This is a genomic window from Marinomonas sp. ATLA20 (assembly GCF_057180105.1).
Genome location: NZ_JBXUKU010000004.1, coordinates 297,005 through 311,083 on the forward strand (window position 1 = coordinate 297,005; position 14,079 = coordinate 311,083).

Below are 14,079 nucleotides of genomic sequence, written 5' to 3' on the forward strand. Positions count from 1 at the left end.
CAAAATTTATAAAAATAATTTTTGGTTTGTTAATGGTGGCATTTTCTTCCGCTGCAATGAGTAAAAGTGATGGCAGTACGAGTTTTGCAAAAGCGCTAAACGCTATGTTAGAGCGCCATCCTGCGCTACTTGGCAAGCAGGCTCAGATCGAATCTAAAGAATTTCTACTTAAAAGTGCTGAAGCTGAGCGTTATCCAAGTTTGAATGTCTCTTACGGTGAAGATAGAGACAATAACCAAGAAGGGGCTTTTATCTTGAAACAACCTTTATGGGCATTTGGACGAATTGATGCGGGTATTGACTATGCCAATATTGATGTCACAGCAGAATCCATTGATAAACTAAGATTAACTCGCCAACTGTTGGAAGATACTGCGATTGCTTACGCCAAAGTTATTGGAGTGCAAGATCAGCTGCATATTATTAAAGAGAATATTCTTAAGTATCAGGAGTTTGTAGAGCAGGTAGAGCGCAGAAAAATAGGGCGGTTAGCGTCGGAAACGGATACCCAGTTAGCCGCATCTCGGTTAATTCAAGCCCAAGCTCAAGAAATTCAAACTCAAGGTGATTTAAGAGACGCCTTAATGGTTTTGCAGACGTTAACACAGTTACCGATTGAATCAGTCCATCCTATATCGAGCGATGTATTCCAGTATTTATCTGATGATACCGCTATGAGGGAGATAATTTTAAAACAAAGTGCCGAAGTGCAATATAAAGAACAACTAGTGGATCTGGCATTAAAAGATGTACATCGTAAGCGATCAAACTTTATGCCGACTTTGTATGTTAAGTTTTCTCATGAATACAGCGATAGCGCCACTTATCCTGATGAGTCTCGCCTAACCTTAGTGATGGAAGGCTCTTTGGAAGGAATGGGATTAATTAATATGTATCAAGAGCAGTCTTCGGCATCTCAGCTTCATGCCGCCCAGAGAGATGTGGAAGTGACTCAGTTTGATTTAAGAAATCGTCTTAACACTTTGTTATTGAATCGAAAAACTCAACAGTCATTGATTGATATACACCAATCTTCCATTGATACCTTGAATGCCACTTTAGCTTCTTACCAAAGACAATATCAAAGCGGGCGTAAAGAGTGGCTTGACGTACTGAATGTACAGCGAGAAATAACGGAACAAAAAATTTCTCAGTCAAAAGCAAAAAATAGTTTATTAATTAATTTGCTAAGCTTAGTCGCATTAACTGGCGGTTTAGATGCTGTGCCGTTCTCCAATTTAGTTGTCCAATGACGCTGTATTAAAAGGTGGTTTAGGTGAGCGATCAACCTATTGAACAAAAATGTGTACTAACAAGTGGAGCTCTACATAACCTATTTAAGGTTTTGAGAATTGGTGTTTCCCTTGGTGATGTCGATATTGCAATGCAGCGTCAAGATATCGTGTCTTTGGCATTATTAGATCAGATTCAAGCAATCTTGCATGACTTTAATATCAAAGGTGTGAAAGGCGGCATGGTGGCATGGCGTCGTTTTGATCGTCGACAACTGCCAGCGCTGGTGCAATATGATGGGCAATGGTGGTTGGCTAAAAATGACCAGCAAGCGGATAGCGTATTGCTTGAACAAGGAGAGGGTACATCGGCGCAAGAGGTGTCTAGTGAGGAGCTGACAGAGTCATCGGTATTATGGTTGCAACGTACTAAGCCTGATCGTGGAGAGGGAAGTGAAGGTCAAGATGTTCCTACTGCTCGAAAATTGATTCTTAGCGCCTTATTTCAAGACAAGCTTTGGCTAGGTAATGTGTTAGCCGCCACGGTGGTAATCAATTTGCTTGCCATTGCCACGTCACTATTTGCCTTGCAAGTTTATGATCGAGTCGTGCCGACGTTAGCTTATTCAACGCTTGCGACCTTAGTTGTAGGAATGTTGGGGATCGTATTACTTGATTGGATGCTTAAAGGCATTCGTGCCAAGGTACTGGATAGTTTAGCGGCAGATGTAGACATGCGTTTGTCTAAACAAGTTTTTCATCATTTGCTTCATCTTCGCCTGGATAAACAACCGAATAGCCTTGGCACTCTCAATGCTCAAGTCAATGGCCTAGAATCCGTCCGACAATTTTTCACATCAGGTATCGTGTTTGGCCTGATAGATTTGCCTTTTGCCCTCATGTTCATCGCCTTTATTGCAGTAATTGGTGGTGTTGTGAGTTGGGTGTACGCATTGCTATTCCCCTTAGCAATACTCTTAGGCGTGGTCACACAGATCCGTCTAAGAACTTTAATTAAAAAACAAATACTGCGTTCTAATGAACGGCAGGGTTTGTTAATAGACGTGATCCGAGGGTCTGAAACCATTCGAGCTAACAATGCTGGTTGGCGCTTTTCTAGCGAATGGGAGCAAATTACCCAATCACTGGCAGGTTATCAAGTTCATCAAAAAACCATTAGTCAAGTCAGTACCGCTACGACTGGAAGTTTATCGACCATTGCCTATGTGTCTGCGGTAGTGGTTGGTGTATTTCAAATTGAAGCGGGTAATTTGACAATGGGCGGCATGATTGCCTGTAGTATTTTAGGTGGGCGTGTTATCAACCCGGTAGCGCAAGGTGTGCAATACCTAGTGCAATGGCAGTCGGTTTCGCAATCTTTGACCATGGTAGATCAACTGCTCGCATTGGATTTAGAGCGAAAACCTTCTCAGCATCTTTTGGTTGGCGAGCAACATATTAGTTCAGTATCGGCTGAGCAAGTACGATTTGTTTATGGCGATTCGCCAGTGAAACATTTGGACATAGAGCTGCTTACTTTCAATGCCGGAGATCGCGTGTTACTGGTTGGTCCAATTGGTTGCGGAAAATCTACGTTGCTTAAGGTGCTGGCTGGATTGTATCGGCCAACTGAGGGGCGAATTAAACTGGGTGCGTTGGATTTATGGGAAATAGATCCGCAGTTCGTGACGTCGCACATCAGCTATTTGCCTCAAAATGTGCATTTGTTCAAAGGCACTTTAAAAAGTAATTTAACATTATCTGGAACTGTGAGTGACACAGAAATGATGCAAGTTGCCACTGAGCTAGGTGTCGATGCCATTGCTCAGAGTAGCCCAAAAGGAATGGAGTTAGACATTTCTGAAGGCGGTGAAGGCTTGTCTGGTGGGCAGCGCCAATTGGTTGCTTTATCACGTACTATCACTGCAAAACCAACTGTTTGGCTTCTGGACGAGCCAACAGCATCCTTAGATGCTGAAAGTGAAAAACGTGTTTGGGAGGTTCTGGAAAAACGCATTAAACCTGACGATATTCTAATTGTATCAACTCATCGTCCGATGCTTGCCGCGCATATTGCAAACCGAGTTTTGGTGATGCAGCAGGGTAAAGTGATCCGCGACGGTGCACCTACCGCTGTTTTTCCATCAATGATGAATAGCACTAAGCAAGTTACTCCTAAAGAAGCTCAATCTCGAATTAAGCGAGGCTTCAATGCCATCTAATGCCGTTATTTCTAATACCGAAAATGGCCAAAGTGAGACGGCGATGTTTGGTTATCATAAAAAAAAGCGCTCTTTGATTGTTTGGCCAATTTTCATTGCTTTGGTGGCGTTTGTGATTTGGGCGGAGCATTTTTACATTGATGAAGTGGCGCAAGCGCAAGGTGAAGTGATTGCCAGTAGTCGAGTACAGTTGATTCAATCTGTTGATGGTGGTGTTATTTCTGAGCTAAATGTTCGGGAAGGCGATCGAGTTCAAGCCGGACAAATTCTAGGGCAGCTTGATCAGACGCGTCTAAGCGCTTCAGTAGGAGAAATAGAATCCCGTGTTTTTGCATTAAAGGCCAAGGCTATTCGATTGCGGGCGGAAATTCTTGGAGAGGCGAAGCTCAATTTTTCTCAGGATATGATGAGCCGTTATCAAGACATAGCGCAAGTAGAGAAAGCACTTTTTGAACAACGTAAAACAGGCATTAAAGAAGAGCTTAGAACTCTGCAGGTATCAGTATCACTCGCACAGGAAGAACAAGATATTGTTAAACATCTTCAAGCATCTGGCGACGTCAGCAGTAGTGAAATGCTCAAAGCAAGAGAAGCGCTAAATGCGGCAGAAGCAAAATTAATTAATCGAAAAAATCAATTCCTGGAAGAAGCCAGTGCTGAATTAGCAAAAGTTGAGGATGACCTAGGGCAAAGTGAACAAATTCTAGCGAGAAAGCAGCAAGAGCTTCAAGACAGTGTTTTTATTGCTAAAGTCCCCGGTATTGTCAAAAACGTAAGTGTCACTACTGTTGGTGGTGTTTTACGTGCAGGCGAAGAAATCATGCAGATCATCCCTATTGATGATGACCTAATTGTAGAGGCGAAAATTCGACCAGCAGATATTGCAAGGGTGAAAAAAGGCATGGACGCCAATATTCGTCTCGACCCTTTTGATTACACTATTTATGGCGGTGTGGAAGCTAAAGTTATCTATGTGAGCGCTGATACTCTTAAGGAAGAGTCTTCTCAAGGCGAAGAGATTTATTACCGTGTTCATGTCATTCCACTGCAGTTGCCAATAACGACCACCATAGGCCGAAAAGTAGAGATGCTGCCTGGTATGACGGCTCAGGTATCGATTAAAACGGATAAACGAACGGTTATGGATTATTTGCTGAAACCCCTTCGTAAAACACTGAGCCAAGCTTTTGGAGAGAAGTAACAGACATTTTTTGTAGGTTGCTGTTTTCCTTAAGCTTACGCCAGCTGCCTTGTTCCACTGCTGTCGCTTTGGTGATGCAGTAAGTTGTCGACGGTGGTTTCGGCTATATGGTTAAGTGCTTCAATGGTGAAGTAGCCTTGGTGACCGGTGACGACGACGTTAGGGAAGGTGAGCATGAGTTGGAAGACGCTGTCTTGGATGATGTGAGATGACATGTCTTCAAAGAAGATTTTGTTTTCTTGCTCGTAAACATCCAAACCTAGATAACCAATTTTACCGCTGTACAGGGCGTCTATAGCTTCTTGAGCGTGGACGAGTGCGCCGCGACTGGTGTTGATGATCATCACGCCGTCTTTCATTTTTTCTAGGCTGTGCTTGTTGATTAGGTGATGAGTCGATTCGTTTAAAGGGCAGTGCAGGCTAATAATATCGCTTTGTTGGTAGATTTCATCGAGTGTGAGGTATTGGCAACCTTGGTCGATGAGCGCTTGTGACGGATATAGGTCATAACATAACACTTTGCAGCCGAAGCCTTTCATGATGCGACAAAACGCCGCGCCAATTCGCCCTGTGCCAATGCAGCCAACGGTTTTTCCCTCTAGGTTAAAGCCCATCAATCCTTCAAGTGCAAAGTTGCCTTCTTTGACGCGATGATAAGCTCGATGAGTTTTGCGGTTTAATGTCATGATGAGAGCAACAGCGTGTTCGGCAACCGAAGTCGGGCTGTAGTCGGGAACGTGAAATACTTTTATGCCTTCTTTTTTTGCAGCGTCTAGATCGACGTTATTGAAGCCAGCACACCGCAGGGCGATGGTTTTTACACCTTGTTGCTTTAAAAGATGAATGACCTCGGCATTAACATCATCGTTAACGAAGCATGAGACGGCATCAAATCCTTGTACTAGGCTAATGGTTTCCATGCTAAGCCGACTTTCAAAGTAGCTCATTGATAATGCTTTCTCATTGGCGAAGGTGGCTAGTGTTCTTTTGTCGTAAGGTTTGCATGAGAAAACAGCGACTTTCATAAAACGTGATCCTGTCGTTTTGATCGGAAAATAATGTATTTATAGCCTAAAAAGAAGATAAACGCTCAGGTTGTGACTGTTCTGTTGATACAGGACAAGGTTATGGAATGTTAAATAGTAGTGTTCAGGTGAAACGTCGAGAGTGATTTTACCATACGTAACGTTATGTAATTTCTTTGTTTTTTATGACTCAGTTGCTTCTAAAAACCATTAGTTAATCTACACTTATCGGTAGATAATTTTGCTAGGAGGCAAATGTGAATTGGTTGTCATCTGAAAACATATTCAATCGCTGGGTGATGATCACTTTGCTTGTCGGGACGTTAATCACTTGTGCTGTGGCTTATGACGTTTATTACTCAAATGAGAAAAGAATTAATCAGGCGGCTTACGATACATCGGTTACTTTAAAGCAAGAAGTGACGTCTAGAATAGAGCTATACCAGTATGGATTGCGCGGTGCTCGCGGAGCTGTGCTTACAGCAGGTGAAAACACGATTACACGCGATATTTTTAAGCGATATAGTCTATCGAGAGATATTGACGACGAGTTTCCAGGGGCTCACGGTTTTGGTTTTATCCGACGAGTACCACAATCAGACATAGCGAGTTTTACATCGTTGGCTCGTCAAGATGGCTGGCCAGAATTTTCCATAAAAATGCTTAACCCCAACTTTAACGAGCATTATGTTATTCAGTATATTGAACCGGTAGAGCGTAATCGTCAGGCGGTTGGGTTGGATATAGCATCAGAAAGAAACCGCAGAGAGGCTGCTACATCGTCGCTATACACTGGCGAAGTGCGTTTAAGCGGTCCAATTACTTTAGTGCAAGCCACGGGAAAACCTCAGCAATCTTTTTTAATTCTTATGCCAATTTACCGTGGAGGTAGTACGCCAAATACTCAATCAGAGCGAATAAACAAAGGTTCCGGTTGGAGTTATGCGGCGTTGATAACGGAAGAGGTTCTCGACAGCCTAAGTTATGATCCTAATAAAGTTCATTACCAACTTTATGACATTACAGATTTAGATGATCAAGTGCTTTTTTATAACACAGGTGAACTGAAACATAGAGGTTATGAGCAAGTTCAAACGACAGTTGTTTATGGTCGGAATTGGAAGAGTAAATTAAATGTCTCTCCTGCCTTTATTGCAGATCTACACCTTCCAGATCCTTTGTTTTTTTTAGTAGTGGGCTTTTTTATCAGCTTACTGGGTGCTGGTTTTGTGGTGGTGGTTCGAGTAAACATCGTACGTCAGCGTGAAGTGATGGCTCATCAATCCAGAATCACCGCGTTAGTAGAAAGCTCTGCTGATGGTATTGTTAGTCATAGTTTAGATGGGCTGATTGTCAGTTGGAATAAGAGCGCCGAGCGTATTTTGGGTTTCACCCATGAAGAGGCCATAGGACAATCTATTTATGATCTACTGGTGCCAGAAGACCTTAAAGAGGAAAATTTTGATACGGTTTCTAATCTAATAGCGAATAAAGAAGCGCACTCCATTGAGACTCGTAGAAAGACGAAATTCGGTACGGAAGTCCCCGTTTCACTGACGTTGTCCCCCATTTTAGATGCTAAAAATATCATCATTGGTGTGTCTAAAAGTGTGCGAGATATCTCTGAGCGTAAAAAAGCAGAGGCTAGAATACAAGAATTGAATACCAATTTAGAACATCAGGTTAAGGAGCAAACAGCTGAGTTACGTGAACTTAATGTATTATTAAATGATGTGCTAAATGCGTCATCTGAGGTTTCAATGATCGCAACGGATATGAGTGGTTTTATTACACTCTTTAACTATGGCGCAGAGAAAATGTTGGGTTATACCGCAGAGGAAGTGGTTGGTAAGTTGACGCCAGCTGTATTCCATCTTCAATCGGAGATGGACCAGAAGTGTGTGACAATATTTGAAACGACCGGAGTGCAAGTTGATGAACGTGAAGCGTTCGTTTATTTCGCGTTACGTGATGGTTACGATAGCCAAGAATGGACCTATATTGATAAACAGGGGAATCATATCCCTGTTTCTATATTGGTTACACCAATGAAAAATAGCGATGGTGAGTTGATTGGTTTTCTTGGGATGGCCATCGACATTTCGGAACAAAAAAGAGCTCAGCGAGAGTTGATCTATGCGAGAGACCAAATGTTAATGGCGGCGGAAGTCGCTAAATTGGGGGTTTGGCATTTAGATATAGAAACCGGGAAGTCGGAATGGAGCGATTTGATGTTCGATATCTATCAGCTACCTCGTTCCATAACGAATAAAGGACTGTCACTCGAAAAATGGCGGGAATTTATTCATCCTGAAGATTTAGCGTCTGCTGAAGCTTCATTCAATGCTGCCATTGCAGGGCAAGAACACGAAGAAGTCATTATTAGAATCATCGTATCCGATGGCAGTATTCGTTATATTTTGGGGCGTGCCATTTTACAAAAAAATTCAAATGGCAAAATGACAAAATTAATGGGAATAAACCGCGATATTACCAAAGAATATGAATTAGAGAGTTGGCTGCGAAAAGCCAAAGAGGAAGCGGATGCGGCTAGTGCGGCGAAATCAAACTTTCTTGCCAATATGAGTCATGAAATTCGTACGCCCATGAATGCCATTCTGGGGATGCTGCATTTAGTCAAACGTACGACGTTAACTCATCAACAAAATGATTATGTATCAAAAGCGCAAATATCAGCGAAATCACTATTGAGTTTAATTAATGATATTTTGGATTTTTCTAAAGTCGATGCTGGAAAGCTGGTTTTAGAGAAAGCGCCGTTTGAAGTCGAAGAATTATTATGCGAACTGTCTACTGTTTTGTCTGGAAGTTCGTTAGGAAAAGACGTTGAGCTGATTTTTGACGTTGATAAAGATATACCAGAATATCTCATCGGAGATAAATTACGCCTATTGCAGATACTGATTAACTTAGTCAGCAATGCTGTCAAATTCACCCTAGAAGGCAGTGTTGTTTTGCAAATCAAGTCGCAGGCTGTTGAGGGCGTATCACGTTTAAGTGTTTCTGTTAATGATACGGGTATTGGTATTGCGAAAGATCAAATAGACGCTATTTTTGATGTGTTCTCGCAAGCTGAATCCTCTACTGCAAGGCGTTTTGGAGGGTCGGGTCTAGGTTTGGTCATTTGCCGCCGATTTGTTGAGCTGATGGGCGGGGAGTTGAACGTAGATAGTGTATTGGGGGAAGGCAGTCGTTTTCATTTTACTGTTGATTTGCCAACTGCTGATAGTCCGCTTGAAACAAGACCACATTCATTACCCTCAAAAACACTGCGTATTTTAATTGTCGATACCAATGTGGCGACACAAGTTGTTTTGACTCGTATGGCATCGACTCTCGGCTGGTATTGCGAAAAAGCGGAGTCTATTGAAGAAGCTGTGCAATGTATTCATTTAGCTGCCAAACAGGATGATTTTTATGATGTGATTTTGTTGGATACAAAGACTGTGGACTTCATCGATCAGAACAGCATTGAAGATCTGCTGTCTAGTACCGGTGACTTTAAAATAGCACCCAAAATAATAATGCTGTCCAGCATGCAGAGTAATCAATCAGGCAATGAGCTTAAAGCAGTCTCCAGCTACTTATTGAAACCTGTTACTTTGAGCAAATTATCAGAATCTGTATACCAATCTCTTTCAGGTACGACTACCGATATAGAAAGGTCTCAGGATAATCAGCAAGAAGAAAGTCTAATGGGACTAAAACTACTACTGGTGGAAGATAACGCTTTTAATAGACAAGTCGCCACGGAGTTATTGAGGGCGGAAGGGGCTATCGTTTCCGTTGCTGAAAATGGCATAGAGGGTGTCGCAACAGTATTAAACCATGATGAAGTCAGCTTTGACTTGGTTTTAATGGACATGCAGATGCCAGAAATGGACGGTTTAGAAGCGACTAGGCAAATTCGTAAAGTGTCGAAATTTGCTCCACTTCCTATTATCGCCATGACCGCAAATGTGTCAGAAACAGACCGTCAGTCTTGCCTTGACGCTGGCATGAACGATCATATTGGTAAACCTTTAGATATAGATCAGATGGTTGGCTGTATTCTTAAACACACGACGGCTAAACCGGCGAATCAAAGTAACTCAGCGGTTGTGATTCATGAAGAAGAGAGCGAATCACCTGAGTGTATTGAGCCAGCAGTCATAACACCTGAAAGCAATGCTAGTGAAAACAATGCTAGTGAAAACAATGCCAGTGACAACAATGGTGATGAATACGAAGACATAGAATCCATCTTGAACCGATTTGGTGACAGTGTGGATCTTTACCGAAGCGTTGTCGAAGGCTTTACTCTTGAGGCAAAAGATTTATTAGACAAGATAAAAGAAGCGGCCGATAAGAAGGATCAGGTGGCAACGCGTGAGAACCTTCACACTCTAAAAGGTGCAGCACTGACGATGGGATTGTTGAAATTTTCCAATAGAGTGTTTGCCTATGAAAGTGTGTTAAAAGTGTCAGAAGACATAGCTGAAATAGAAGCCTGCATGGCGTCTATTAATACGACCGAGTTGAATGTTGAGCTAGAAGAAGAGCTCGCTATCATTTTCGCAGCATTACCGTAATTAGAACGGTAGCGAGTATATTACAAAAAAATAACCCAACCATTTTTGATGGTTGGGTTATTTTTTATGACAAGATAAGAGAGTCAGATTTTGCGCTACTTTGTCTAGCCATGAGACAAGGTGTCTAGCGTTTTCAAAAGCCACTCCAATTCATTTTCACCTTCTAAGCGTGCAGCCATGATTTGTTCATGTTCCATGACGCGATCGCTTAACGTTAAGAAAAACTTTTCACCTTTTTTAGTCATAAATAAAGCATAAGAACGGCGATCATTAATGGCTGGTCGACGTTCAATAATGTCCATTTGCTCTAGCTTATCGACCGCGGCCACCATGGCCGATCTGTCATTACCGAGGGCTTGAGCGACAGCCGTTTGAGTTAAGCCAGGGTTACGTTCCACGATGGCAATAATGGCAAATAAACCAGGACTAATGCCAAGATCAGAACACACTTCAGAAAACTTGCTAAAGAAATTCATTTGAGCGCGACGTAGGCGATAACCAACTAAGCTATTGAGTATCCCAAAGTCCACTGGTTGGTCTGTTTTTTTTGTGTCGTCAGCCATTTAAGTCTCATTTTTAATCAGATGAACCCGTATTGTAATATAAAAAAACTAATCTGGTGTAATGCTAAACAGTTTAGAGTCTTCTCTATGCAACAAGAGCCGGCATAATTCCCGGCTCTTGTTGGTTTTCATTAGCCAATTAGGTGAACCAAGCCGAGGGTAATACTTGGGAAAAGTATCAACAAAGCCACCCTGACAAAGTCAGAGAGAAGGAATGGAATCACACCTTTAAAACACTCTTTTAGTTTCAGCGAATCATCAAACGATTTGATAATAAAGACGTTCATACCAACAGGGGGGGTTATTAACCCCACTTCAACAACGATCAAGGCGAGTATGCCGAACCAAATACCTAAATCGGCTTGTGGAATACCAAAGTCCATTGCCATAACCATTGGGAAATAAATTGGAATGGTCAGCAAAATCATCGCCAAACTGTCTAAGAAGCAGCCCATGACCAAATAGGTAAGCAGCATGCAAACCAATATAGTGTATGGCGACAAACCTGAGTTCTGAATCAGCTCGACGCCTAAGTCTGGTAATCTTGATAGCGCAATAAAGACACTAAATAGATCCGCACCTAATACAATGAAAAAGATCATTGCAGAAGAAACAGCCGTTTTCATTAAGCAGACTAACAAGCCATCAAGACGCATTTTACCGTGAGTGAATGCTAGGATTGCTGTCAGGATAACCCCAACAGACGCGGCTTCAGTGGGTGTGAAAATACCTAAATAAATGCCACCCAAAACGATTAAGAAAATCCCCGTGATGTGCCAAACATCCTTGGTGGATTTAAGTTTTTGGGCAAAGGTCGTTTTTTCACCGCGTGGACCAGCATCTGGGTACAAACGCACATAAATAGCAATGGCAAGAATATAACCGCCAGCTGCTAAAAAGCCTGGAACAAAGGCTGCAATAAACATCTTAGAGATGTTTTGCTCAGTCAGTACCGCAAAGATGATGAGTACCATTGATGGCGGAATCAAAATCCCTAATGTACCGCCTGCCGCTAGTGCGCCAGCAGCAAGACTGCCAGAATAATTAAGACGCTTCATTTCAGGAAGCGCTACTTTCCCCATAGTGGACGCTGTTGCTAACGAAGATCCACAAATAGCGCCAAATGCAGCGCAACCTGCAATAGCCGCCATGGCAATACCACCACGTTGACGGCCTATCCATGTATTACAGGTTCTAAAAAGTTCTGCTGTAATACCAGAGCGTGTGGCTAACTCTCCCATTAGTAGGAAAAGCGGTACAACCGATAAATCATAACTAGAGAACTTTGAAACGGGCGCGGTGCCTAAATATTCCAATAGAGCAGGGAAGCCACCGATCATGGCGTAACCAAATGCGCCACACACTAACATGGACAATGCAATCGGAATGCGGATGCTCATTAAGACCATCAGCACAGCCATCATTAAAAAGGCCAGTTCGATATTACTCATGATTACCTCCACGAAGTGTTGCGGACAAGCGATATAGGCCGCACAGACCACAAAGTGTCATAGCAATGACACCAACAATAAAAGTCCACCAAGTGGGAAGTTCAAGTAGCATACTTTGCTCTAAATATTCTTTTGCTTCAAAGCCACTTAGGGTCATTCGATAAGCAAAAGTAAACGAAACAAGGGTAAACACAAGGTCACTAATTATTCCTAAAGTGAGCAAGGTGTTTGGTTTGCAGTTAGCCGTAAACAAGTCAACAATGACGTGGCCTTTACGGATATAACAAGTAGGGAGAAAGAGAAAGATGGCCATGGCTAGCCCCATTTCTGTTATCTCATAATCTCCCTCAATTGATTGACCAATCGTGGTTCGACCAATAATGCTAGCGACGGTAACCGCCGCTACCACTAACATGATAAACCCACCTGTCAGTGCTAATATGTCAGAAGCGCGCCCTAGGAAAGAGCGCTGTAAGTCGGTAGTAAAACGTATCATGTTAAATCATCCTACGTACGGTAACGGTATGGCTTAGAAGTTTTCGTATTTCTTGATAAGGTCTTTGGCTTCGTCTAATAGACGTTGTCCGTCATAACCATCATCATTCATTTCTTCTACCCACTCCTCAGTGACAGGAGCTAACTTCTCTTTCCAGCGATCGTATTCAGCCCCTTCAATCGTGCTAAACGTATTACCGCGTTTAACTGCATCGCCACGAGCGCCTACTTCATACGCATCGAATGCATCACCGATAAAGCCGGCTAGATTAACCCCTGAGTTTCGGTCTATGACGGCTTTCAGGTCCTCTGGAAGTTTTGCGTAAGAATCATTATTCATCGCGAAAATGAAGAATTGAGTGTAGAGGCCACGATCACCTTTGAACTCAGTATGGTGTGGTGCTAATTCATCAATTTTTAATGGCTTAACGACTTCAAATGGTAGCGCAGCTACATCGATAACGCCTTTTGATAGGGCGCTTGGCATGCTAGGAACCGGCATGAAAACCGTATTGCCACCCAAAATACCGAAAGCATCAGCCATCATTTTGTTTGGCGCACGTACTTTTAGTCCATCAAGGTCTTCAAGAGATTTGATGTCTTTATCACGGGAATGGAGGGAGCCTGGGAAGTGGGTGTGCATGGCAAGTAAGTGAACGTCTTTTAGTTCATCCTGCATTTCTTTTTCTGCATATTCTTGTAAAGCCATGCTTGTGGTACGAGCGTTTAGAGGCATAAACGGCAGTTCAAATACAGTGGCCTTCGGGAAGCGTCCGGGAGTATAGCCGCCAACCGTCCAAGTAATATCAACAACCCCTTTACGAGTTTGATCGAATAGCTGGGGTGGCTTGCCGCCTAATTGCATGGCTGGATAAATATCAATATGGATGCGGCCGTTAGATTCTTCTTCTACTTTATCTGCCCAAGGCTGTAGAAAGTTTGTGTGTGCATTAGACACTGGTGGAAGCATGTGGTGAAGTTTGAAAGTGTATTCCGCCTCCGCCGCTAGGGCATTGATGGACATGATAGAGCCTGCGATTAATGCCAAGCTTTGTAGTTTGAATTTTCTCATTTTGATCACCTTTATTTTTTTTGTTATACGAGTCTTGCTTTTGGAATCGTTAATGACATTTTAGGTATGTCATCATCCTAGATGACAAAGTCATGCAGGCATCATTTCCTTATTATTGCCTAAAACTCACTCCTTTTTGACATAGATTGTTGTGCATTTCAACAATCTGGAAGATAGATTTTTTACCCAAGGTATTCAAAATAGGTATGGTTGCTTAAAAAAGGGT

9 protein-coding genes are annotated in these 14,079 nt (G+C 42.5%); 4 read left to right on the top strand and 5 right to left on the bottom strand.

The genetic code is table 11. The features are described 5' to 3' along the window. The first annotated feature begins 32 nt into the window (after window positions 1–32). The 3 genes from AC2A4J_RS09345 to AC2A4J_RS09355 are packed head-to-tail and all read left to right on the top strand — an operon-like array spanning window position 33 to window position 4,655. Window positions 33–1,253, top strand: coding sequence for a TolC family protein (locus AC2A4J_RS09345; RefSeq protein ID WP_484175801.1), 1,221 nt, complete (start codon window positions 33–35; stop codon window positions 1,251–1,253). A 23-nt stretch (window positions 1,254–1,276) separates the two neighbouring features. Further along, on the top strand, window positions 1,277–3,454 hold the full coding sequence (locus AC2A4J_RS09350) for an ATP-binding cassette domain-containing protein (RefSeq protein ID WP_484175802.1): 2,178 nt from the start codon (window positions 1,277–1,279) through the stop codon (window positions 3,452–3,454). Continuing rightward, window positions 3,444–4,655, top strand: coding sequence for a beta-barrel domain-containing protein (locus AC2A4J_RS09355; protein WP_484175803.1), 1,212 nt, complete (start codon window positions 3,444–3,446; stop codon window positions 4,653–4,655). Before AC2A4J_RS09350 ends, AC2A4J_RS09355 begins: the two co-directional genes overlap by 11 nt. A gap of 35 nt (window positions 4,656–4,690) precedes the next feature. Here the strand turns inward: AC2A4J_RS09355 and AC2A4J_RS09360 are convergent, their stop codons facing one another. Next, the gene (locus AC2A4J_RS09360) at window positions 4,691–5,680 is read right to left on the bottom strand and encodes a 2-hydroxyacid dehydrogenase (RefSeq protein ID WP_484175804.1); all 990 of its coding nucleotides are present in this window, start codon (window positions 5,678–5,680) and stop codon (window positions 4,691–4,693) included. 257 nt (window positions 5,681–5,937) lie between these two features. On the opposite strand from AC2A4J_RS09360, the gene AC2A4J_RS09365 reads away from it, so the two are divergent. After that, a complete protein-coding gene (locus AC2A4J_RS09365; protein WP_484175805.1) occupies window positions 5,938–10,272 on the top strand; it encodes a PAS domain S-box protein in 4,335 nt (1,444 codons plus the stop codon). Between the two features lie 104 nt (window positions 10,273–10,376). Here AC2A4J_RS09365 and AC2A4J_RS09370 read toward each other — a convergent pair whose 3' ends face one another. From AC2A4J_RS09370 to AC2A4J_RS09385, 4 genes are all read right to left on the bottom strand, one after another. Then, window positions 10,377–10,835, bottom strand: a complete 459-nt coding sequence (locus AC2A4J_RS09370; RefSeq protein WP_255825602.1) for a MarR family winged helix-turn-helix transcriptional regulator — start codon at window positions 10,833–10,835, stop codon at window positions 10,377–10,379. Window positions 10,836–10,966: 131 nt separating this feature from the next. Continuing rightward, complete coding sequence (locus AC2A4J_RS09375) at window positions 10,967–12,286, bottom strand: TRAP transporter large permease (protein WP_484175806.1); 1,320 nt, start codon at window positions 12,284–12,286, stop codon at window positions 10,967–10,969. Continuing rightward, entirely contained in the window at window positions 12,279–12,782 is a 504-nt protein-coding gene (locus tag AC2A4J_RS09380) for a TRAP transporter small permease (protein ID WP_255825600.1), read from the bottom strand. Before AC2A4J_RS09380 ends, AC2A4J_RS09375 begins: the two co-directional genes overlap by 8 nt. A 33-nt stretch (window positions 12,783–12,815) precedes the next feature. After that, window positions 12,816–13,853, bottom strand: a complete 1,038-nt coding sequence (locus tag AC2A4J_RS09385) for a TRAP transporter substrate-binding protein (protein WP_484175807.1) — start codon at window positions 13,851–13,853, stop codon at window positions 12,816–12,818. Between the last annotated feature and the right edge of the window lie 226 nt (window positions 13,854–14,079).